Here is a 20,706-nt window from a genome sequence, read left to right on the forward strand (position 1 = left end):
GCGACCATGGCCTGACAGGTTCGGCACGTTGCAACAAATGTGGGAGCGGGTTTACCCGCGAAGCGCCGCGCGGGCGGCGCTCGATCTCACAGGCGGTGCAAGGGTTGTGGCGAACACCTCTCAAACCCAACACAACCCCAAGACAGACACTCTCAACCCCACCCCATCCTCAAGGCAGACACTCTCAACCCCACCCCATCCTCAAGACAGACACTCTCAACCCCAACCCAACCTCAAGACAGACACCCGCCAGCCCCACCACCAAAAACAAAGCGGGGAGGCCTTCCGGCCTCCCCGCTTCTATATAGCTACACCACCAGCCAATCACTCAGCCTTGAGGGTAACCCGGCCAAACGACTTCTTGCCCGCCTGGCACACATGGGTAGCACCCAGCGCAAACACGAAGTCCTTATCAACTACCGCGCCATCAACCTTCACCGCACCACCGCTCAGCAGATCCCGCGCCTGCGCCGAGTTCTTCACCAGGCCCGCACGATTCAGCACGGCAGCGATCGGCAGGTCTTCAGCCGCCACCACTTCGATCTCCGGCAGGTCCTCCGGCAGCTCGCCCTCCTTCATGCGGTTACCCGCCGCACGGTGAGCGTTGGCCGCAGCCTCCTCACCATGGAAGCGCGCCACGATCTCTTCCGCCAGCTTGATCTTGATGTCACGCGGATTGGCGCCATTGGCGACATCGGCACGGAACTGCTCGATCTCTTCCATCGAACGGAAGCTCAGCAGCTCGAAGTAACGCCACATCAGCGTGTCCGGGATCGACACCAGCTTGCTGTACATCACCCCCGGAGCTTCCTGGATGCCGACATAGTTGCCCAGCGACTTGGACATCTTCTTCACGCCATCGAGACCTTCGAGCAGCGGCATGGTCACGATGTTCTGCGCTTCCTGACCGTAGGAACGCTGCAACTCGCGCCCCATCAGCAGGTTGAACTTCTGGTCGGTACCGCCCAGCTCGACGTCAGCCTTCAGCGCAACCGAGTCATACCCCTGCACCAGCGGATAGAGGAACTCGTGAATGGCGATCGGCTGATTGGTGGTGTAGCGCTTGTCGAAGTCGTCACGCTCGAGCATGCGCGCCACGGTGTACTGCGACGCCAGGCGGATGAAGTCGGCCGGCGTCAGCTTGTCCATCCAGGTGGAGTTGAACGCGACTTCGGTCTTGGCCGGGTCGAGGATCTTGAACACCTGCTGCTTGTAGGTCTCGGCGTTGTCCAGCACCTGTTCGCGGGTCAGCGGCGGGCGGGTGGCGCTCTTGCCACTCGGGTCGCCGATCATGCCGGTGAAATCACCGATCAGGAAAATGACCTGGTGCCCCAGCTCCTGGAACTGGCGCAGCTTGTTGATCAGCACCGTGTGCCCCAGGTGCAGGTCAGGCGCAGTCGGGTCGAAGCCTGCCTTGATGCGCAGAGGCTGGCCGCGCTTGAGCTTCTCGACCAGTTCCGACTCGACCAACACCTCTTCCGCACCGCGCTTGATAAGCGCCAGCTGCTCTTCAACCGACTTCATAGACAGACCCGCAAGGCTCAGATTCAAAGGGAGCCAACCATACAAGATCGGCCATCAAATACAAGTTTCGAAATGGAATGTGACCTGACCGCCGCGTCACGGCGTCTACGCGCCCTTGCGCGAAGATGGATTTGGTTATATTTTATACAGTTATTTCATCTTCATCATGTCATTCATCTTTTCCATATTCATTTTTCTTCAAAGTCACCTTACCTATGAGCAACGAAACGCCTAAAGCGCCCCCGCTTTATCCGAAAAGCCATCTGCTGGCCGCAAGCGGCATTGCCGCCCTGCTCAGCCTGGCCCTGCTGGTATTTCCGTCCAGCGAAGTCGAGGCCAAGAAGACCACCCTCAGCCTGGAGCTGGAAAGCCCGGCCGACCAGCTGAAGGACGAATCCAGCGCCGCACCGCTGGTGCAGGCCGGTAACGAGCAGGATTCGCCTTTCGCCCAGATCGATGGCGCCGAATCCAACACCGCGCAGGCCAACGAAACCAAACCCGAAGCCAAGCCCGAAGCCAAGGACCCCGCGCATCGCGAAGTCACCGTGGCCAGCGGCGATACCCTGTCGACCCTGTTCGCCAAGGTCGGCCTGCCGGCCAACGCCGTGCACGACCTGCTGGCCAGCAACAAGCAGGCCAAACAGTTCAGCCAGCTCAAGCATGGCCAGGTCCTGCAGTTCGAGCTGGACAAGGACGGCCAGCTGGCCAGCCTGCACAGCAAGGTCAGCAACCTCGAAACCATTCGCCTGACCAAGAGCGCCAAGGGCTACACCTTCGACCGCGAAATCAGCAAGCCGGTGGTGCGTACCGCCTACGCCCACGGCGTGATCAAGAGCTCGCTGTCGGCCTCGGCCCAGCGCGCCGGCCTGTCCCACAGCATGACCATGGACATGGCCAAGGTGCTCGGCTACGACATCGACTTCGCCCAGGATATCCGCCCAGGCGACGAATTCGACGTGGTCTACGAGCAGAAGGTGATGGACGGCAAGGTGGTCGGCACCGGCAACATCCTCTCCGCGCGCTTCACCAACCGCGGCAAGACCTACACCGCCGTGCGCTACACCAACAAGCAGGGCAATACCAGCTACTACACCGCCGACGGCAACAGCCTGCGCAAGGCGTTCATCCGCACGCCGGTGGACTTCGCGCGCATCAGCTCGCGCTTCTCCGCCGGTCGCAAGCACCCGATCCTGAACAAGATCCGCGCCCACAAGGGTGTCGACTATGCGGCCCCACGCGGTACGCCGATCAAGGCTGCCGGTGACGGCCGCATCGAGCTGGCCGGCCGTCGCGGCGGTTACGGCAACACCGTGATCATTGCCCACGGCAACAGCTACAAGACCCTCTATGGGCACATGCAGGGCTTTGCCAAAGGCATCAAGACCGGCAGCAGCGTGAAGCAGGGCCAGATCATCGGCTACATCGGCACCACCGGCCTGTCCACCGGCCCGCACCTGCACTACGAGTTCCAGGTCAACGGCGTGCACGTCGACCCGCTCAGCCAGAAAGTGCCGATGGCCGACCCGATCGCCAAGAACGAGCGCCAGCGTTTCCTGCAGCAGAGCCAGCCACTGGTCGCCCGCATGGACCAGGAAAAGGCCACCCTGCTCGCCGCGAACAAGCGCTGAGCCCGTGGCGCGCTACCTGGGGGTGATGTCCGGCACCAGCCTCGATGGCCTGGACATCGCCTTGATCGAACAAGGCGAGCAGCTCGAACTGCTCGCCACCCGCTACCTGCCCATGCCCGGCGACCTGCGCCAGCAGTTGCTCGACCTGTGCAGCAGTGGCCCGGACGAGATCGCCCGGGCCGCCCTCGCCGAAAACCGCTGGGCCAGCCTGGCCGCCGAGGGCATCCAGCAGCTGCTGGCCGAGCAAGGGCTCCAGCCCGACGCCATACGCGCCATCGGCAGCCACGGCCAGACCATCCGCCATGAGCCCGCCCGCGGCTTCACCGTGCAGATCGGCAACCCCGCCCTCCTCGCCGAACTCACCGGCATCAGCGTGGTGGCCGACTTCCGTCGACGCGACGTAGCCGCCGGCGGCCAGGGCGCGCCCCTGGTGCCGGCCTTCCACGAAAGCCTGTTCGGCCACCTGGGCCAGCGCCTGGCGGTGCTCAACGTGGGCGGTTTCAGCAACCTCAGCCTGATCGAGCGCGACAGGCCGGTACACGGCTTCGACTGCGGCCCCGGCAATGTGCTGCTGGATGCCTGGATCGAGCGCAAGCACGGCAAGGCCTACGACGCCGATGGCGCCTGGGCGGCCAGTGGCAGCGTACAGGCGGGCCTGCTGAACAGCCTGTCGAGCGACCCGTTCTTCGCTGGCAGCGGCCCGAAGAGCACAGGCCGGGAAGTCTTCAACCTGCCCTGGCTGGATAGCCACCTGGCCGCCCTGCCCGCCTATCGCGACGAAGACGTGCAGGCGACACTGCTGGAACTGACCGCGCACAGCATCATCGAGTCCCTGCTGGGCGCCCAGCAAGGCACCGAAGCGCTGCTGGTGTGCGGCGGTGGCGCACGCAACGGTGCATTGATGGCCCGCCTCGGCGAACTGTTGCCCGGTGCCCAGGTTTCCAGCACCGGCGCCCACGGCGTGGACCCGGACTGGGTCGAGGCCATGGCCTTTGCCTGGCTCGCCCACTGCTGCCTGGAAGGCATTCCTGCCAACCGCCCAAGCGTCACGGCGGCCAAGGGCTTGCGCGTACTCGGCGCCATCTATCCAGCGTAAAGCCTACGGCAGAAAGCAAAACGCCGCGCAATTGCGCGGCGTTTTCGTACAGCCTGCAGCTAGATCGAGAACGACGAACCGCAGCCACAGGTGGTGGAAGCATTCGGGTTCTTGATGACGAAACGCGAACCTTCCAGGCCTTCCTGATAGTCCACCTCGGCGCCAGCCAGGTACTGGAAGCTCATCGGGTCGACCACCAGGGAAACGCCTTCGCGCTCGACGATGGTGTCGTCCTCGGCCACATCTTCATCGAAGGTGAAACCGTACTGGAAGCCCGAGCAGCCACCGCCGGTGACGAACACACGCAGCTTCAAGCGGTCGTTGCCTTCCTCGGAAACCAGGTTCTTCACCTTCTGCGCAGCGCCATGGGTGAATTCCAAAGCCGTGGGGGTGAAGGTTTCGACGCTCATGTTGATTCTCCCGGCGCGGTAGCCGCCATAAAACTCGATGACGCGCATTATCCGCTTCCCCGAGAAAATCGGTCAACAATTGTCCGCCTTTAGTCGTGACAAACAAAAAGGCCCGCACGAGGCGGGCCCTTTCCGGCAACGCCGGCTTACGGCAGCAGGCCGGCGTGGGAAAGACCCATGCGCTCGTCCAGGCCGAACAGGATGTTGAGGTTCTGCACCGCCTGGCCGGACGCGCCCTTGACCAGGTTGTCGATTACCGACAGCACCACCACCAGGTCACCACCCTGCGGGCGATGGACGGCGATACGGCAGACGTTGGCACCACGCACGCTGCGGGTTTCCGGATGGCTGCCGGCCGGCATCACGTCGACGAACGGCTCATCGGCGTAACGCTTCTCGAACAGCGCCTGCAGGTCGACCGAGGTGTCGACGACATTGGCGTACAAGGTGGCGTGAATGCCACGGATCATCGGCGTCAAGTGCGGCACGAAGGTCAGGCCAATGTCCTTGCCCGCTGCCAGGCGCAGGCCCTGGCTGATTTCCGGCAGGTGGCGATGGCCCTTGACCGCGTAGGCCTTCATGCTTTCACCGGCCTCACAGAACAGCGAGCCGACGGCAGCGCCACGGCCGGCACCGCTGACACCCGACTTGCAGTCGGCGATCAGCCGCGAGGGGTCGGCCAGGCCGGCTTCGAGCAGCGGCAGGAAGCCCAGCTGGGTGGCAGTCGGGTAGCAACCCGGCACGGCGATCAGACGCGCCTGGCGGATCTTCTCGCGGTTCACCTCGGGCAAGCCGTACACGGCGTCCTTGAGCAGTTCCGGCGCGCCGTGCGGCTGGCCGTACCACTTGCCCCACTCGGTAGCGTCCTGCAGGCGGAAGTCGGCGGACAGGTCGATGACCTTGGTGCCAGCGGCCAGCAGCTCGCCGGCCAGGGCGTGGGCCACGCCATGCGGAGTGGCGAAGAACACCACGTCGCAGGCCGCCAGGGCCTTGCTGTCCGGCACGCTGAAGGCCAGGCCGTCGTAGTGACCACGCAGGTTCGGGTACATGTCGGCGACCGCCACGCCCGCCTCGGAGCGCGAAGTGATGACCGCCACTTCGGCCTGTGGATGCTGTGCCAGCAGACGCAACAGTTCGACGCCGGTGTAACCCGTGCCGCCGACGATACCGACCTTGATCATAACGCTTGCCCCTTATCAACGAGCCGTCTGGAAAGCGCACGATAATAGGGGCGCGGGCCGCCTGTAACAACTCTTGGGGTGCCCCTTCGGGCGCTTGACCTCTACTATCTGACGACCGTGATTACCTGAAGGAACTCCCTCCATGCTCTACCTATGGATCAAAGCGCTGCATATTGTCAGCGTGGTCTGCTGGTTCGCCGGCCTGTTCTACCTGCCCAGATTGTTCGTCTACCACGCCCAGAGCCAGGACAGCATCAGTCAGCAACGCTTCGTCACCATGGAGCGCAAGCTGTACCGCGGCATCATGAACCCGGCGATGATCGCCACCTACGTGTTCGGCGCCTGGATGCTCTACCTCACGCCCGGCTGGCTGAGCCAGGGCTGGCTGCACGCCAAGCTGACCCTGGTGATCCTGCTGACCGGCTACCATCACATCTGCGGCGCCCAGCGCAAACGCTTCGAAGCGGGCACCAACACCCGCGGCCATGTGTACTACCGCTGGTTCAACGAGGTGCCGGTGCTGTTCCTGCTGGGCATCGTGATACTCGTGGTGGTCAAACCGTTCTGACATAAATCGACTCGTACTGGAGCCTCGCCCATGTCCCTGCCCGCTTCGCTCGAACAACGCCTGCGCCTGCCCGTGGTCGCAGCGCCGATGTTCCTGATTTCCAACCCGCAACTGGTGCTGGCCTGCTGTGCCAGCGGTGTGGTCGGCAGCTTCCCGGCGCTGAACCAGCGCGACAGCGCCGGCTTCAAGGCCTGGCTGGAAGAAATCGAGGCGGGCCTGGCGCAGCTGGAGGCGCCAGCCCCCTACGCGGTCAACCTGATCGTCCACCCGAGCAACCCCCGCCTGCAGGCGGACCTGGCCCTGTGCGTCGAGCACCGAGTGCCGATCGTCATCACCAGCCTCGGCGCTGTGAAAGAAGTAGTCGACGCTGTTCACAGCTATGGCGGCCTGGTGTTCCATGACGTGACTACAAGACGTCACGCGGAAAAGGCTGCCGAAGCCGGGGTCGATGGCCTGATCGCCGTGGCGGCGGGCGCGGGTGGGCATGCCGGTACCTGGAGCCCGTTCGCCCTGGCCGCCGAGATCCGCCAGTTCTTCGACAAGACCCTGCTGCTGGCCGGCTGCATCAACCATGGCCACGAGATCCTCGCCGCCCAGTTGCTCGGCGCCGACCTGGCCTACATGGGCACCCGCTTCATTGCCACCCAGGAAAGCCATGCCCAGGCCGACTACAAGCAGATGCTGCTCGACGCCCACGCCGCGGACATCGTCCACACCCCGGCCGTGTCCGGCATCCCCGCCAGCTTCCTGCGCCCCAGCCTGGAGCAGGCCGGCTACGACATGGCCGCACTGAAGTCCGGCCACGAACAGGGCAAGCTCAAACCCATCGACGAAGAAGCCAAGGTCTGGAAGACCGTCTGGTCCGCCGGGCAAGGGGTCGGCGCTATCCATGACCTGCCCAGCGCCACCGCGCTGATCGAGCGCCTGCAGGACGAGTACCGCGCAGCCCTCGCGCACAGCCAGGCCCTGCTGGCCTCGCAGAAGCAATAAGGCAACACGCTGTCAACGGGCAGGCTGTACACTAGGCGCCCTCTTTCGCCCCCAGGAGCCTTGCATGACCCGTTACGCCATGATCACCGGTGCTTCCAGCGGCCTGGGCCTGGCCCTGGCGGAAGCCCTGGCACGGCGCGGGCGCAACCTGATCCTGGTGGCACGCCACCGCGAAACCCTGGAGCCGGTCGCGCTCGAACTGGCCCAACGCTTTGGCGTCGAGGTGCTGTTGCGCGCCTGCGACCTCAGCCAGCCGCTGCGCCTCTCGGGTTTCGTGCTGGAGCTGGAAGAAGGCGAGCGGCGCATCGACCTGCTGGTCAACTGCGCCGGCCAACGGACCTATGGCCCGTTCCTGGCCCATGAGTGGGCCGACGAGCAGGACCTGCTGGAAGTCAACATTCTTGCCTTGAGCCGCCTGTGCCATGCCATCGGCAACCTGATGGCGGTGCAAGGCGGCGGGCAGATCCTCAACGTCGCCGGCCTGGCCGCCGTGGCGCCGGGCCCCTACATGGCCACCTACGCCGCCAGCAAGGCCTACGTGATGCACTTCAGCGAGGCCCTGCGCGAAGAGCTCAAGCCCGCCGGCATCAAGGTCTCGGTGCTCTGCCCCGGTCCGGTTCGCTCGTCGCGCCGGCCCATTCCCCGGCTCGACGGCAACAGCCGCTGCCTGAGCCCCGAGGAAGTGGCGTTGTACGCCGTGCGCGCACTGGCCAGCAACCGCGCGGTGATCATGCCCCTGCGCCGCAACCGCTGGCTGGCCTTCGCCCCGCGCCTGTTGCCGCGCTGGCTGGCACGCAAGCTGGCCGGCTTCATCCACCGCCGCTACTGCCCGGTCGGCATGGAATAGCCTCTGGGCGAGCGACGCCTGGCTGAGTACACTCGGCCCGACCCTCACCATGGAGCAAGTGCTGTGGACGATCTATTCCTCAAAATCATCAACCGGGAAATCCCGGCGGACATCATCTACGAAGATGAGCAGATCCTCGCCTTCAGGGACATCGCCCCTGCGGCGCCGGTGCATTTTCTGGTCATCCCGAAGAAACACATCCGCACCCTCAACGACCTGACCGAAGAGGACAAGGCCCTGGCCGGGCATATCCTGTTCACTGCCCAGCGCCTGGCGGTCGAGCAAGGCTGCGAGGAAGGCTTCCGGGTGGTCATGAACTGCAACCCGAAAGGCGGCCAGACCGTCTACCACATCCATATGCACGTCCTTGGCCAGCGCCAGATGAACTGGCCACCGGGCTGACCCAAGGCAAGCCCCTACCGGGCGATTGAGGTAAACTGTCGGGCATCACTTCAGCGGAGGTGCCCGATGGCCACCGAACGTCACTACTCGCCGCTCGACCGCTTGTTGCTGCAGGCCGATACCGCCATGCGCACCTTGCTGCCCTTCAGCGGCCAACCGTCCCGCCCATCGCCGGCGATCATCCAGCCGGACGCCGAACTGGACGACAACCAGACCCGCCACATCGCCGGGCTGATGCGCATCAACCACACCGGCGAAGTCTGCGCCCAGGCGCTGTATCAGGGCCAGGCCCTGACCGCCAAGTTGCCGCAGGTGCGCAAGGCCATGGAGCATGCCGCCGAGGAAGAGGTCGACCACCTGGCCTGGTGCGAGCAGCGCATCCGCCAGCTGGGCAGCCACCCGAGCGTGCTCAACCCGCTGTTCTATGGCATGTCGTTCGGCATCGGCGCCCTCGCCGGCCTGGTCAGCGACAAGGTCAGCCTTGGTTTCGTCGCCGCCACCGAGCATCAGGTGTGCAAACACCTGGACGAACACCTTGAGCAACTCCCCCAGGAAGACGAAAAGTCCCGCGCCATCCTCGAGCAGATGCGCGTGGACGAGGAGCAGCACGCCGAATCCGCCCTCGAAGCCGGCGGCTATCGCTTCCCGGCCCCGGTGCGCCTCGGCATGAGCCTGCTGGCCAAGGTCATGACCAAGAGCACCTACCGCATCTGAAGGCCCCGCCATGACGGACCGTATCGACGCCAAGGACCTGGCGCGCGCCGTCCAGGCCGGCATCCTCCAGCCCGGCCAGGACCAGGCTTTGCTGGCGTTCCTGCGCCAGCAGCCGGCCACCCGCGGCAGCTTCCAGCTGGCCCACGTCGCTTTCTACCTCGGCGCATTGCTGATCATGGGAGCGATGGGCTGGCTGCTCACCGAAGCCTGGATGCGTATCGGCGACGGGGCGCTGCTGGCCATCGCCGTCCTCTACATCGCCGCACTCACCCTCTTCGCCCTCAACCTGCAGAGTCGCCAGCAGCCTGTTGCCGCCGGCGTGCTTGCCGCAGTCGCGATCAGCATCGTGCCGCTGGCGGTGTTCGCCATCGAACGCCTGGCCGGCTGGTGGCCCCTGGATGACGCGCAAGCGGACTATCACCAGTACTACACCTATGTGCAGGACGGCTGGCTGGCGATGGAAGTAGCTACAGTGCTGGCCGGTTTGCTGATGCTGCGGCTGATCCCCTACCCGTTCATCGTCATGCCGATCGCCGTGGCGCTGTGGTTCATGTCGATGGACCTGAGCGAGTGGGTGTATGGCTCACCGTTCAGTTGGGAACAGCGACGCACGGTTTCGCTGTGGTTTGGGATCGCTTTGCTGCTGGTGTTCGTGGTGGTGGACGGGCGCACCCGTGAGGACTATGCGCACTGGGGCTACCTGGCGGGGCTTGCGGCGTTCTGGGGCGGGCTGACGATGATGGAAAGCGACAGTGAACTGGGCAAGGCAGCGTATTGCCTGATCAACCTGGGGCTGATGGGCCTGGCGGTGCTGCTGCGCCGGCCGCTGTTCATGGTGTTCGGGGCGCTGGGGGTGGCGGCATACCTTGGGTACCTGTCATACGAGGTGTTTGCCGAGTCGTTGCTGTTCCCGCTGGTGGTGACCTTGATCGGGCTGGGGGTGATCGGGCTGGGGCTGGGGTATCAGAAACGGCGGGAGCGGTTGAGTCGGGTGGTCAGGGGGTGGTTGCCGCAGTGGTTGCGAGTGGCACTGCCGGCCTTGCGTGACTGACTGACGATTGCCGGGGCCGCTTCGCGACCCTTTCGCGACACAAGGCCGCTCCTACAGGATTGTAGGAGCGGCCTTGTGTCGCGATAGGGCTGCAAAGCAGCCCCAAAATCTCTGCCTCAACCCAGCTCGACGATTTCATAGCCATGGGTGATTTCCACCCCGGCGCGCTCGAGCATGATCGACGCCGAGCAATACTTCTCCGCCGACAGCTCCACCGCACGCTTGACCTGGGCCTCTTTCAGCCCGCGCCCCTTGACCACGAAGTTCATGTGGATCTTGGTGAACACCTTGGGGTCTTCACTGGCACGCTCGGCCTCCAGGAACGCCTCGCAGCTTTCCACCGCCTGGCGCGACTTCTTCAGGATACTGACCACGTCGAAACTGCTGCAGCCACCCAGGCCGAGCAGGAGCATTTCCATCGGGCGCACGCCCAGGTTGCGGCCACCGGCCTCGGGCGGGCCGTCCATCACCACCACGTGGCCGCTCCCCGATTCGCCGAGGAACATCGCTTCACCGGCCCACTGGATGCGTGCCTTCATCTGTCCGTACTCCTGGATTTCGCAAAAGGGTGTCAGCTTAAGCCTTGTATGCCTGTCGGAAAAGCTCAACACGCGTCGCTTTAGTACCGAAACATCCCGCACTGTCTGATAAGCTGGCGCCAATTGACTGGCGCGTCGCGCCAGACAACCACTAACAAGAGCCTATGCGTCGCATCGAACAGGATTTCGTGATGGTTGCCTCCGCCCTACCCGCCAAGATCAAGAACATCGACAAGCTGCTGGTGCACTGCCAGCGCCGCCGCTACACCGCCAAGAGCAACATCATCTGCGCCGGTGATCGTGCCGAAACCCTGTCGTTCATCATCAAGGGCTCGGTCACCATCCTGATCGAGGACGACGAAGGCCACGAAATGATCATCGCCTACCTCAACAATGGCGATTTCTTCGGTGAGCTGGGGCTGTTCGAGCCGGCTGGCAGCGATCAGCAGCGCAGCGCCTGGGTACGCGCCAAGACCGAATGCGAAGTGGCGGAAATCAGCTACGACAAATTCCGCGAACTCGCACGCCAGGACCCGGACATCCTCTACGCCCTCGGTAGCCAGATGGCCCAGCGCCTGCGCAACACCACGCGCAAGGTCGGCGACCTGGCCTTCTTCGACGTCACCGGGCGTGTGGCCCGCTGCCTGCTCGACCTGTGCAAGCAGCCCGACGCCATGACCCACCCCGACGGCATGCAGATCAAGATCACCCGCCAGGAAATCGGCCGCATCGTCGGTTGTTCGCGGGAGATGGTCGGCCGCGTTCTCAAAGACCTCGAAGAACGCAGCCTGGTACAGGTCAAGGGCAAGACCATGGTGGTCTACGGCACCCGTTAATCTTTCGGCAAGGCGTCCAGCACGTCGCGATAGGCCAGGGACAGGCGCTCGAACCAGGGCGCCGCAGGCGCCACTTCGTGCAGGGCGATATGGCTGTCGGCGCGGCAGCGCTGCTCCAGGTCGCAACATTCATTGAAGCGGTTGACCGCCGCGACCATCGACTCGCGCTCGTTGTCCAGCAACAGCGCACCGTGCACCAGCACCACCGGGCGCTTGCCACCGAGCCCCTGGCGCCAGCGCTGGGCGGTGCCGACCAGCTTGCGGCCATTGAGGTTGACGTTGTAGCGGCCATCGCAGAAGGCACCGTCGATCTCGCCCACCGAGGCCACCCCACCCCACTCGCGCAGCACGTCGCACAACGGCAGGCACAAACGTTCGTAGGCATTTTCGATACGGCCATGGTCGCCCTCACTGCGTGGCGCGACGTAGACCAGAGCGACGTTCACGGTCGAATGCGACTGCGGCACCGGCTCGCCACCGGTTTCGCGCAACAGCACCGGCCAGCCGGCAATGGCCAGTTCGGAGCAGGCGGCCTCGAAGTTTTCCAGGCGGCTCATGCGCCGGGGCATGACCAGGGCGTGGTCGGTAGGGCGCCAGAACAGCACGCCGGAATCGCGTTCGCCGCGGCACACCGCAGCCAGCAGATCTTGTTCGGCGTGAAGGCCCTGCTCGACAGTCAGGGCGAGGGGTTGATCGGTCATTGATCCACCTTGGATGTCAGAATCACTGGCCTCTTCGCGGGTAAACCCGCTCCCACAGGATCTCAACCATGGTCAGGATTGTGGTGACCCTGTGGGAGCGGGTTTACCCGCGAAAGGGCCGGAACAGGCATACAAAAAAGCCGGCAACAAGCCGGCTTCATTTTTTCGATCAGTCCAGAGGCTGAACAGTCTTCTTCACCTGATCCGGGAAGAACAACCGCTGCAACTCCAGCCCCGGCTGCGCGGCGCGCATGAACGCCTCGCCGACCAGGAACGAGTAGACCTCGTTGATCTCCATCAGCTCGACGTCGGCGCGGTTGAGAATACCGCTCTCGGTAATCGCCAGACGGTCACGTGGAATGCGCGGCAGCAGGTCGAGGGTGGTGTCGAGGCTGACCTCGAAGGTGTGCAGGTTGCGGTTGTTGACCCCGACCAGCGGCGTGTCGAGGGTCTTCAGCGCGCGTTCCAGCTCGTCGCCGTCATGCACTTCGACCAGCACGTCGAGCCCGACGTCCTTGGCCGTGGCAGCCAGCTCGGCCATTTTCACATCATCCAGCGCCGAGACGATCAGCAGTACACAGTCGGCGCCCAGGGCACGGGCCTCGACGATCTGGTACGGGTCGACCATGAAGTCCTTGCGGATCACCGGCAACGATACCGCGGCGCGGGCCTGCTGCAGGTACTCGTCGGCACCCTGGAAGTAGTCCACGTCGGTCAATACCGACAGGCAGGTCGCCCCGCCCTTCTCGTAGCTGACGGCGATGTCCGCCGGCACGAAGTCCTCGCGGATCACGCCCTTGCTCGGCGAGGCTTTCTTGATTTCGGCGATGACTGCCGGCTTCTTGAGCTTGGCCTGCTCGATCAGGGCGTTGGCGAAACCACGGGGGGCATCGGCCGCCTTGGCCAGGCGCTCCAGCTCGGCGAGGCTCACGCGCGCGCTGCGCTCGGCCACTTCCTGGAACTTGCGGGCGATGATCCTTTCCAGCACCGTCGGCACACTCATGCTTCGTTCTCCACCTTGAATACTGCAGTAAAGGCGCCCAGTTCCTGCAGCTTCTCCCAGGCCAGGCCCGTGTGCAGTACGTCGTGGGCCAGTTCCACGCCCGACTTGAGGCTCATGGCATGGTCCGCGGCGTAAAGTGCCGCGCCAGCATTGAGCACGATCATTTCGGCGGCCTTCTGGCCGTTTTCGGTCTTGCGACGGCCCAGCGCATCACGGATCAGTTCCAGCGACGCCTGCGGGTTCTCGACCGCCAGGCCATGCAGGCTCTGGCTCTTCATGCCGAGGTCTTCCGGCTCGACCCAGTACTCGCTGATCTGGTCGTTCTTCAGCTCGGCGACGAAGGTCGGTGCGGCAAGGCTGAACTCGTCCAGGCCGTCCTTCGAATGCACCACCAGCACGTGCTTGCTACCCAGGCGCTGCAGCACCTCGGCCAGCGGGCGGCACAGCGCCTGGGTGAACACCCCGACCACCTGGTGCTTCACGCCAGCCGGATTCGTAAGCGGGCCCAGCATGTTGAACAGGGTGCGCAGGCCCAGGTCGCGACGCGGGCCGGCGGCGTACTTCATGGCGGTGTGATGGCTCTGGGCGAACATGAAGCCAATCCCCAGGCTGTCGATACAGCGGGCAACCTGGGTCGGGGTCAGGTTCAGGTAGATGCCGGCGGCTTCCAGCAGGTCGGCGCTGCCGCTCTTGCCGGAGACCGCGCGGTTGCCGTGCTTGGCCACGGTGCAGCCGGCCGCCGCGAGAACGAACGACGACGCGGTGGAAACGTTGAAGATGTTGGCGCCGTCACCGCCGGTGCCGACGATGTCGACCACACCGTCGAGGGATTTCAGTTCGACCTTGCCGCACAGCTCGCGCATCACCGACACCGCGCCGACGATCTCGTCGATGCTCTCGCTCTTCATGCGCATGGCCATCAGGAAGGCGCCGATCTGCGCCTCGCTGCACTGGCCGGTCATGATCTGGCGCATGACGTCGCGCATTTCCTCGGTGCTGAGGTCAAGCTGGCTGACCACGCGGTTCAGCGCACCTTTGATATCCATGATCGCTCCTTAGCGGTGGCCGCCGGTCTGTTTTAGGAAGTTGGCGAACAGCTCGTGGCCCTGCTCGGTGAGGATCGACTCGGGGTGGAACTGCACCCCTTCGATGTTCAGGGTCTTGTGGCGCAGGCCCATGATCTCGTCGACCGAACCGTCTTCGTGGGCAGTCCAGGCGGTGACCTCAAGGCAATCCGGCAGGGTTTCGCGCTTGACCACCAGGGAATGGTAGCGGGTCACGGTCAGCGGGTTGTTGAGTTCGGCGAACACGCCCAGGTCGCGGTGGTGCACCGGGCTGGTCTTGCCATGCATCACCTGGCGCGCGCGCACCACGTCACCGCCGAAGGCCTGGCCGATCGACTGGTGGCCGAGGCACACGCCGAGGATCGGCAGCTTGCCGGCAAAGTGCAGGATGGCCTCGATCGACACACCGGCCTCGCTCGGGGTGCACGGGCCTGGGGAAACGACGATGCGCTCGGGGTTGAGGGCTGCGATCTCGGCGAGGGTCATTTCGTCGTTGCGAATGACCTTGACCTCGGCACCCAGCTCGCCAAGGTATTGAACGACGTTGTAAGTGAATGAGTCGTAATTGTCGATCATCAGTAACATCGGGCTAAACCTCTTGAATCTACTGACTTCAAAATTCGAACCTTCCTACTCCTGTCGAAGTCAGCAACCACGGACGTGGCTTGGCCAAGAAGGACAGTCGCTATACAGGCGGGAAGGCAAACGGGGACGGGCCGGACGGGCCGGCAGGAGATAAAGTCAGGCGCGCCAACGCCAACGGGCGTGGGCCTTGATAACGCGCATCAAGAGTTTGCTGACGATCAACACAGGAATGGTCTCGCTCATACGTTCCGGCACAGTAGCTTACCGGGGCGGCGGGCGCAACATGCCCGTAAACACGGGGAAACGAATGGACTTGGGAGCGATGCCCGGCGATTTGCTATGGTCGATCCGGTAGTCCCCATAAAAACAATGAAAAGGATGTTCAACGATGCGAAAAGCTCCTTTATTGCGCTTTACCCTCGCTTCACTGGCCCTGGCCTGCAGCCAGGCATTTGCTGCACCCTCGCCCTACTCGACGTTGATCGTGTTCGGCGACAGCCTGAGCGACGCCGGGCAGTTTCCCGACCTGACCGGCGGTACCCTGGGCATGCGCTTCACCAACCGCGATGCCAACGGCAACTACGCGCCGGTGTCGCCGATGATCCTCGGTGGCAGGCTTGGCGTCAGCCCGAGCGAACTGGGCCCCTCGACTTCGCTGAGCTACCAGGCGCTGGGCCTGCCCGACGGCAACAACTGGGCGGTGGGCGGCTATACCACGCAACAGATCCTCGACTCGATTACCGACACTTCCGAAACGGTGATTCCACCAGGCACTGCTGGAGCGGGCCTGGTCCTGCGTGAGAAAGCGGGCTACCTGGCCAACGGCCTGCAAGCCGATCCCAACGCCCTGTACTACCTGACCGGCGGTGGCAACGACTTCCTCCAGGGCCTGGTCAACAGCGCCGGCGACGCCGCAGCCGCCGGCGCCCGCCTCGCTGCCAGCGCCCAGGCCCTGCAGCAAGGGGGCGCGCGCTACATCATGGTCTGGCTGCTGCCGGACCTGGGGCAGACGCCGAACTTCAGCGGTACCGCACAAGAAAATGCGCTGTCGCAACTGTCCGGGGTGTTCAACCAGTCGCTGCTCAGCCAGCTGCGCCAGGTCGATGCCGAAATCATCCCGCTGAACATTCCCGTGCTGCTCGGCGAAGCCCTGGCCAGCCCCGACCAGTTCGGCCTGGCCAGCGGGCAGAACCTTGTGGGCACCTGCTACAGCGGCAGCAACTGCGTCGAAAACCCGGTCTACGGCATCAACGGCAGCACGCCCGACGCGACAAAGCTGCTGTTCAACGATTCGGTGCACCCGACCATCGCCGGCCAGCAGCTGATTGCCGACTACGCCTACTCGATCCTCTCCGCCCCGTGGGAGCTGACACTGCTGCCGGAAATGGCCCACGCCAGCCTGCGCGCGCACCAGGACGAACTGCGCAACCAGTGGCAGACGCCCTGGCAAGCGGTGGGCCAATGGCAGGCGTTCGTCAGCACCGGCGCCCAGGACCTGGACTTCGACGACCAGCGCAGCGCCGCCAGCGGCGATGGTCGCGGCTACAACCTGACCCTGGGCGGCAGCTACCGGCTGAACGACGCGTGGCGCCTGGGCCTGGCCGGCGGTATATACCGGCAGAAGCTGGAAGCCGGTGAGCAGGACTCCGACTACAAGCTCGACAGTTACCTCGCCAGCGCCTTCGCCCAGTTCCGCCAGGACCGCTGGTGGGCCGATGCCGCCTTGACCGCCGGGCACCTGGACTATCGCGACCTCAAGCGCACCTTCGCCCTGGGCGTGAACGACCGCAGCGAAAAAGGCGACAGCGATGGCGAGGCCTGGGCGGTGACCGGCCGGTTGGGCTACAACCTGGCGGCCGACAGCAGCAGCTGGCAACTGGCGCCGTTCATCAGCGCCGACTATGCGCGGGTCAAGGTCGATGGCTATGACGAGAAGAGCGGGCGCTCGACGGCACTGGGCGTCGATGACCAGGAGCGGACGTCGCGGCGCCTGGGCGTGGGGTTGCTGGGCAGCGTGCAGGTGTTGCCGAGTACCAAGGTGTTCGCCGAGGTGGCGCAGGAGCATGAATTCGAGGATGACCAGCAGGATGTGACCCTGCACCTGACCACATTGCCGGGCAATGACTTCACCTTGACCGGGTATACGCCGCACAGCGATTCGACCCGGGCGAGCCTGGGGGTGAGCCATGAGCTGGTGGCGGGGGTGCATCTGCGTGGGAACTACAACTGGCGCAAGAGTGATGAGCTGACCCAGCAGGGGGTGAGCCTGGGCATTAGTGTCGACTTCTAAATTGTTGGGGCCGCTTTGCGGCCCATTCGCGGCTAAAGCCGCTCCCACAGGGACTGCACAGGTTTCAAGCCCAGCGTATTCCCTGTGGGAGCGGCTTTAGCCGCGAATGGGCTGCAAAGCAGCCCCAATCGATTTACTTGGCCGTGGTCTGCTCAGCAAGCGCCACCGCACGGAACATCGCCCGGCGCTTGTTGATGGTTTCTTCCCACTCCAGCGCCGGCACCGAGTCGGCGACGATGCCGCCACCGGCCTGCACATGCAGCTCGCCGTCCTTGATCACTGCGGTACGGATGGCAATCGCGGTGTCCATGTTGCCGTTCCAGGCGAAATAGCCGACAGCACCGCCATACACACCACGCTTGACCGGCTCCAGCTCGTCGATGATTTCCATCGCACGGATCTTCGGCGCGCCCGACAAGGTCCCCGCCGGCAGGATCGCCCGCAGCGCGTCCATCGCGGTCAGGCCCTCGCGCAGCTGGCCGGTGACGTTGGAGACGATGTGCATCACATTGGAGTAGCGCTCGATCACCATCTTCTCGGTCAGGCGCACACTGCCGGTGGACGACACACGGCCCACGTCGTTGCGCCCCAGGTCGATCAGCATCAGGTGCTCGGCGATCTCCTTGTCGTCCGACAGCAGGTCGTCTTCCAGCGCGCGGTCGGCTTCCTCGGTCGCCCCACGCGGACGGGTGCCGGCAATCGGGCGCACGGTGACCAGGTTGTCTTCCACCCGCACCAGCACCTCGGGCGAGCTGCCGACCACGTGGAAGTCGCCGAAGTTGAAGAAGTACATGTACGGCGTCGGGTTGAAGCAGCGCAGCGCGCGGTACAGGTCGATGGGCGCGGCCTTGAAGTCGATCGACATGCGCTGCGACGGCACCACCTGCATGCAGTCGCCGGCCAAGATGTATTCCTTGATCCGGCCCACGGCATTTTCGTAGTCGTCACGGGTGTAGCTGGAGCGGAACTCCGGCTCGGCGGCCATCGGCCCACTCAGATCCAGGCCGCGTCGCGGAGTGATCGGCTGGCGCAGGGTTTCGAGCAGGCCTTGCAGGCGTGCCTGGCCCTGTTCGAAGGCCTGTTCTTCGGCCGGGTCGACCAGCACGATGGCGTGCATCTTGCCCGCCAGGTTGTCGAACACCACCACCGCGTCGGAAACCATCAGCAGGATGTCCGGCACGCCCAGCGGGTCCGGGTTCGGGCTGGCACCCAGGCGCTTCTCGACATAGCGCACGCAGTCATAGCCGAAGTAGCCGACCAGGCCTCCGTTGAAACGCGGCAGGCCGGGGATGTCGGCGACCTTGTAGCGGTCCTTGAAGGACTCGACGAAGGCCAGCGGGTCCTCGACGTCATGGCTTTCCACCTCGACGCCATCCTGGAGGATGCTGACGTGGTAGCCATGCACACGCATCACGGTGCGCGACGGCAGGCCGATCATCGAGTAGCGGCCCCATTTCTCGCCGCCCTGCACGGACTCGAGCAGGTAGGAGTTGGGCTGGTCGGCCAGTTTCAGGTAGATCGACAGCGGCGTGTCGAAGTCGGCCAGGGTTTCGCAGGCCAAGGGAATGCGGTTGTAGCCGGCAGCGGCCAGGCGCAGGAATTCTTCGCGGGTCATGGAGTAGCCTCGTGGCAAGCAGCAATGGGTCAGGCAAACGGACGGGCCGGCACGCGCCGGCAGGCAGAAGTCAGGCGCGCCAACGCCAACGGGCCAGGGCCTTGATGACTTTCATCCAGAATTTGCCAGTGACCGCCACGGTGGACTCTCTGTCTTGGGAGGCTTGAAGGTCCGCCAACGTTATCCCAGTGGCCGGGTCTGCGCAACCGGGCAGCAGCGCACGCAGGTCATCGATCACCAGGCTCGGCGCCTCATCGGTGATCGGCCGGCCATGGTTGTAGCCATAGGTCAGGCCAACGCACTGCACGCCCGCCGCCTTGGCCGCCAGCACGTCGCTGCGCGAATCGCCGACGAACAGCGACTGCTGCGGGGTGACGCCGGCCATCTGCATGACGAACAGCAGCGCCGCCGGGTCGGGCTTTTTCTGCGGCAGGGTGTCGCCGCCGATGATCCAGCGGAAATAGCGGCCGATCTTCATCTGGTCGAGCAAGGGCGCGACGAAACGCTCCGGCTTGTTGGTGATCAGCGCCATCTCCACCCCCTGCTTCTGCACCCAGCGCAGGGTGTCCTTCACACCGGGATAGACCACGGTGAGCTCATGGCTTTCGGCATAGGCCTCCATGAACAGCGCCAGGCCCTGTTCGGCCAGCGCGTCGTCCACGCCAGCATGCTCGATGCCACCGGCCAGGGCCCGGCGCACCAGCACCTGGGCGCCATTGCCCACCCAGTGGCGCACCGCCTCGAGGCCGGCGGGCGGGCGCCCGAGTTCGAGCAGCATGCGGTCCACGGCGGCGGCCAGGTCGGGTACCGAATCGATCAAGGTACCGTCCAGATCGAACATCACCAGCCTGGGCAGCGTCCCCGGGAACAGCTGCTCGAAGCCGCTCATGGGCGGGCCTGGGCCAGTTCGGCGCGCATCTTGGCGATGACTTCCTGGTAGTCCGGGGCGTTGAAGATCGCCGAGCCGGCGACGAAGGTGTCGGCGCCAGCGGCGGCGATCTCGCGGATGTTGTTGACGTTGACGCCGCCATCGATCTCCAGGCGGATGTCACGGCCACTGGCGTCGATCAGCGCGCGCGCTTCGCGCAGCTTGTCGAGGGTGCCGGGGATGAACTTCTGCCCGCCGAAGCCTGGGTTGACGCTCATCAGCAGGACCATGTCGACCTTGTCCATCACGTACTTCAGCGCGTCCAGGCTGGTCGCCGGGTTGAACACCAGGCCGGCCTTGCAGCCACCGGCCTTGATCAGCTGCAGCGAGCGGTCGATGTGCTGCGAGGCTTCCGGGTGGAAGGTGATGTAGGTCGCACCGGCCTCGATGAAGTCGCCGATGATGCGGTCGACCGGGCTGACCATCAGGTGCACGTCGATCGGCGCGGTCACGCCATACTTGCGCAGCGCGGTGCAGACCATCGGGCCGATGGTCAGGTTGGGCACGTAGTGGTTGTCCATCACGTCGAAGTGGACGATGTCGGCACCTGCGGCCAGAACCTTGTCGACGTCCTCGCCGAGGCGGGCGAAGTCGGCGGAAAGAATGGAGGGGGCAATAGCGTAGGGCTGCATGGCGCACCTGTTGGGCAGAATCACGGTGGCGCGCATTGTAACCGTTTTAACCTGTACTGGCCTCTTCGCGGGTGAACCCGCTCCCACAGGATTTGTGCAGAT

Annotated in this window: 21 protein-coding genes; 10 read left to right on the forward strand and 11 right to left on the reverse strand. The window is 64.5% G+C overall.

Annotation, left to right across the window (positions count from 1 at the left end; all coding sequences use genetic code 11):
- Positions 1–324 precede the first annotated feature (324 nt).
- Positions 325–1,524 carry a tyrosine--tRNA ligase gene (tyrS, locus tag ACIP21_RS04185; protein ID WP_400684309.1) on the reverse strand — a complete coding sequence of 400 codons (1,200 nt, stop codon included), beginning with the start codon at positions 1,522–1,524 and terminating at the stop codon, positions 325–327.
- Positions 1,525–1,739: 215 nt separating this feature from the next.
- Between tyrS and ACIP21_RS04190 the strand changes: the two genes are divergently transcribed.
- Together ACIP21_RS04190 and ACIP21_RS04195 are read left to right on the forward strand one after the other, a co-directional pair.
- The gene (locus tag ACIP21_RS04190) at positions 1,740–3,152 is read left to right on the forward strand and encodes a peptidoglycan DD-metalloendopeptidase family protein (RefSeq protein WP_400684311.1); all 1,413 of its coding nucleotides are present in this window, start codon (positions 1,740–1,742) and stop codon (positions 3,150–3,152) included.
- Between the two features lie 4 nt (positions 3,153–3,156).
- On the forward strand, positions 3,157–4,248 hold the full coding sequence (locus tag ACIP21_RS04195) for an anhydro-N-acetylmuramic acid kinase (RefSeq protein WP_400684314.1): 1,092 nt from the start codon (positions 3,157–3,159) through the stop codon (positions 4,246–4,248).
- Positions 4,249–4,307: 59 nt separating this feature from the next.
- Here ACIP21_RS04195 and erpA read toward each other — a convergent pair whose 3' ends face one another.
- Together erpA and argC are read right to left on the reverse strand one after the other, a co-directional pair.
- Positions 4,308–4,658, reverse strand: a complete 351-nt coding sequence (erpA, locus tag ACIP21_RS04200; RefSeq protein ID WP_172229747.1) for an iron-sulfur cluster insertion protein ErpA — start codon at positions 4,656–4,658, stop codon at positions 4,308–4,310.
- Between the two features lie 146 nt (positions 4,659–4,804).
- On the reverse strand, positions 4,805–5,839 hold the full coding sequence (gene argC / locus ACIP21_RS04205) for an N-acetyl-gamma-glutamyl-phosphate reductase (RefSeq protein WP_019472953.1): 1,035 nt from the start codon (positions 5,837–5,839) through the stop codon (positions 4,805–4,807).
- Between the two features lie 142 nt (positions 5,840–5,981).
- Here argC and hemJ point away from each other — a divergent pair, with 142 nt between their 5' ends.
- From hemJ to ACIP21_RS04235, 6 genes are all read left to right on the forward strand, one after another.
- On the forward strand, positions 5,982–6,407 hold the full coding sequence (gene hemJ, locus ACIP21_RS04210) for a protoporphyrinogen oxidase HemJ (RefSeq protein ID WP_400684316.1): 426 nt from the start codon (positions 5,982–5,984) through the stop codon (positions 6,405–6,407).
- A 30-nt stretch (positions 6,408–6,437) separates the two neighbouring features.
- Positions 6,438–7,397 (forward strand): NAD(P)H-dependent flavin oxidoreductase, encoded by a 960-nt coding sequence (locus ACIP21_RS04215; protein WP_400684319.1) that lies wholly within the window; start codon positions 6,438–6,440, stop codon positions 7,395–7,397.
- Positions 7,398–7,461: 64 nt separating this feature from the next.
- Positions 7,462–8,244 (forward strand): SDR family NAD(P)-dependent oxidoreductase, encoded by a 783-nt coding sequence (locus ACIP21_RS04220; RefSeq protein ID WP_400684321.1) that lies wholly within the window; start codon positions 7,462–7,464, stop codon positions 8,242–8,244.
- Positions 8,245–8,307: 63 nt separating this feature from the next.
- A complete protein-coding gene (locus tag ACIP21_RS04225) occupies positions 8,308–8,646 on the forward strand; it encodes a histidine triad nucleotide-binding protein (RefSeq protein ID WP_400684323.1) in 339 nt (112 codons plus the stop codon).
- A gap of 66 nt (positions 8,647–8,712) precedes the next feature.
- Positions 8,713–9,360, forward strand: a complete 648-nt coding sequence (gene coq7, locus ACIP21_RS04230; protein WP_400684325.1) for a 2-polyprenyl-3-methyl-6-methoxy-1,4-benzoquinone monooxygenase — start codon at positions 8,713–8,715, stop codon at positions 9,358–9,360.
- Positions 9,361–9,370: 10 nt separating this feature from the next.
- On the forward strand, positions 9,371–10,411 hold the full coding sequence (locus ACIP21_RS04235) for a DUF2157 domain-containing protein (RefSeq protein ID WP_400684328.1): 1,041 nt from the start codon (positions 9,371–9,373) through the stop codon (positions 10,409–10,411).
- Positions 10,412–10,527: 116 nt separating this feature from the next.
- On the opposite strand, the gene ACIP21_RS04240 is transcribed toward ACIP21_RS04235, so the two are convergent.
- Positions 10,528–10,950, reverse strand: a complete 423-nt coding sequence (locus ACIP21_RS04240) for an OsmC family protein (RefSeq protein WP_004376171.1) — start codon at positions 10,948–10,950, stop codon at positions 10,528–10,530.
- A 191-nt stretch (positions 10,951–11,141) separates the two neighbouring features.
- On the opposite strand from ACIP21_RS04240, the gene crp reads away from it, so the two are divergent.
- The gene (gene crp / locus ACIP21_RS04245) at positions 11,142–11,786 is read left to right on the forward strand and encodes a cAMP-activated global transcriptional regulator CRP (protein WP_400684331.1); all 645 of its coding nucleotides are present in this window, start codon (positions 11,142–11,144) and stop codon (positions 11,784–11,786) included.
- Here crp and ACIP21_RS04250 read toward each other — a convergent pair.
- The 4 genes from ACIP21_RS04250 to ACIP21_RS04265 form a co-directional block, all read right to left on the reverse strand.
- The gene (locus ACIP21_RS04250; protein ID WP_400684334.1) at positions 11,783–12,487 is read right to left on the reverse strand and encodes a biotin/lipoate A/B protein ligase family protein; all 705 of its coding nucleotides are present in this window, start codon (positions 12,485–12,487) and stop codon (positions 11,783–11,785) included. The two genes, crp and ACIP21_RS04250, sit on opposite strands and share 4 nt — an antisense overlap.
- Before the next feature lie 169 nt (positions 12,488–12,656).
- Complete coding sequence (gene trpC, locus ACIP21_RS04255; protein WP_400684335.1) at positions 12,657–13,490, reverse strand: indole-3-glycerol phosphate synthase TrpC; 834 nt, start codon at positions 13,488–13,490, stop codon at positions 12,657–12,659.
- Positions 13,487–14,536, reverse strand: a complete 1,050-nt coding sequence (trpD, locus tag ACIP21_RS04260; RefSeq protein WP_400684338.1) for an anthranilate phosphoribosyltransferase — start codon at positions 14,534–14,536, stop codon at positions 13,487–13,489. The genes trpC and trpD overlap by 4 nt, the downstream gene beginning before the upstream one ends.
- 9 nt (positions 14,537–14,545) lie before the next feature.
- A complete protein-coding gene (locus ACIP21_RS04265; RefSeq protein ID WP_400684341.1) occupies positions 14,546–15,139 on the reverse strand; it encodes an aminodeoxychorismate/anthranilate synthase component II in 594 nt (197 codons plus the stop codon).
- A gap of 388 nt (positions 15,140–15,527) precedes the next feature.
- Between ACIP21_RS04265 and estP the strand changes: the two genes are divergently transcribed.
- Positions 15,528–17,429, forward strand: coding sequence for an esterase EstP (estP, locus tag ACIP21_RS04270; RefSeq protein ID WP_400684343.1), 1,902 nt, complete (start codon positions 15,528–15,530; stop codon positions 17,427–17,429).
- A 133-nt stretch (positions 17,430–17,562) separates the two neighbouring features.
- On the opposite strand, the gene trpE is transcribed toward estP, so the two are convergent.
- The 3 genes from trpE to rpe all read right to left on the reverse strand — a co-directional run bounded on the left by trpE (position 17,563) and on the right by rpe (position 20,604).
- Entirely contained in the window at positions 17,563–19,044 is a 1,482-nt protein-coding gene (trpE, locus tag ACIP21_RS04275) for an anthranilate synthase component I (RefSeq protein WP_400684346.1), read from the reverse strand.
- Between the two features lie 70 nt (positions 19,045–19,114).
- Positions 19,115–19,933: a phosphoglycolate phosphatase gene (locus ACIP21_RS04280; protein ID WP_400684349.1), complete on the reverse strand. Its 819-nt coding sequence runs from the start codon at positions 19,931–19,933 to the stop codon at positions 19,115–19,117.
- A complete protein-coding gene (rpe, locus tag ACIP21_RS04285) occupies positions 19,930–20,604 on the reverse strand; it encodes a ribulose-phosphate 3-epimerase (RefSeq protein ID WP_400684351.1) in 675 nt (224 codons plus the stop codon). Before rpe ends, ACIP21_RS04280 begins: the two co-directional genes overlap by 4 nt.
- Positions 20,605–20,706 lie beyond the last annotated feature (102 nt).

It is taken from the genome of Pseudomonas sp. NPDC089401, from assembly GCF_044749485.1.
Classification (GTDB): Bacteria; Pseudomonadota; Gammaproteobacteria; order Pseudomonadales; family Pseudomonadaceae; genus Aquipseudomonas.

Excerpts from the sequence above, each read along its gene's own strand:
- tyrS (WP_400684309.1), bottom strand. The coding sequence starts at position 1,524 with ATGAAGTCGGTTGAAGAGCAGCTGGCGCTTATCAAGCGCGGTGCGGAA.
- ACIP21_RS04190 (WP_400684311.1), top strand. The coding sequence starts at position 1,740 with ATGAGCAACGAAACGCCTAAAGCGCCCCCGCTTTATCCGAAAAGCCAT.
- erpA (WP_172229747.1), bottom strand. The coding sequence starts at position 4,658 with ATGAGCGTCGAAACCTTCACCCCCACGGCTTTGGAATTCACCCATGGC.
- argC (WP_019472953.1), bottom strand. The coding sequence starts at position 5,839 with ATGATCAAGGTCGGTATCGTCGGCGGCACGGGTTACACCGGCGTCGAA.
- hemJ (WP_400684316.1), top strand. The coding sequence starts at position 5,982 with ATGCTCTACCTATGGATCAAAGCGCTGCATATTGTCAGCGTGGTCTGC.
- ACIP21_RS04215 (WP_400684319.1), top strand. The coding sequence starts at position 6,438 with ATGTCCCTGCCCGCTTCGCTCGAACAACGCCTGCGCCTGCCCGTGGTC.
- ACIP21_RS04220 (WP_400684321.1), top strand. The coding sequence starts at position 7,462 with ATGACCCGTTACGCCATGATCACCGGTGCTTCCAGCGGCCTGGGCCTG.
- coq7 (WP_400684325.1), top strand. The coding sequence starts at position 8,713 with ATGGCCACCGAACGTCACTACTCGCCGCTCGACCGCTTGTTGCTGCAG.
- ACIP21_RS04235 (WP_400684328.1), top strand. The coding sequence starts at position 9,371 with ATGACGGACCGTATCGACGCCAAGGACCTGGCGCGCGCCGTCCAGGCC.
- ACIP21_RS04240 (WP_004376171.1), bottom strand. The coding sequence starts at position 10,950 with ATGAAGGCACGCATCCAGTGGGCCGGTGAAGCGATGTTCCTCGGCGAA.
- crp (WP_400684331.1), top strand. The coding sequence starts at position 11,142 with ATGGTTGCCTCCGCCCTACCCGCCAAGATCAAGAACATCGACAAGCTG.
- ACIP21_RS04250 (WP_400684334.1), bottom strand. The coding sequence starts at position 12,487 with ATGACCGATCAACCCCTCGCCCTGACTGTCGAGCAGGGCCTTCACGCC.
- trpC (WP_400684335.1), bottom strand. The coding sequence starts at position 13,490 with ATGAGTGTGCCGACGGTGCTGGAAAGGATCATCGCCCGCAAGTTCCAG.
- trpD (WP_400684338.1), bottom strand. The coding sequence starts at position 14,536 with ATGGATATCAAAGGTGCGCTGAACCGCGTGGTCAGCCAGCTTGACCTC.
- ACIP21_RS04265 (WP_400684341.1), bottom strand. The coding sequence starts at position 15,139 with ATGTTACTGATGATCGACAATTACGACTCATTCACTTACAACGTCGTT.
- estP (WP_400684343.1), top strand. The coding sequence starts at position 15,528 with ATGCGAAAAGCTCCTTTATTGCGCTTTACCCTCGCTTCACTGGCCCTG.
- trpE (WP_400684346.1), bottom strand. The coding sequence starts at position 19,044 with ATGACCCGCGAAGAATTCCTGCGCCTGGCCGCTGCCGGCTACAACCGC.
- ACIP21_RS04280 (WP_400684349.1), bottom strand. The coding sequence starts at position 19,933 with ATGAGCGGCTTCGAGCAGCTGTTCCCGGGGACGCTGCCCAGGCTGGTG.
- rpe (WP_400684351.1), bottom strand. The coding sequence starts at position 20,604 with ATGCAGCCCTACGCTATTGCCCCCTCCATTCTTTCCGCCGACTTCGCC.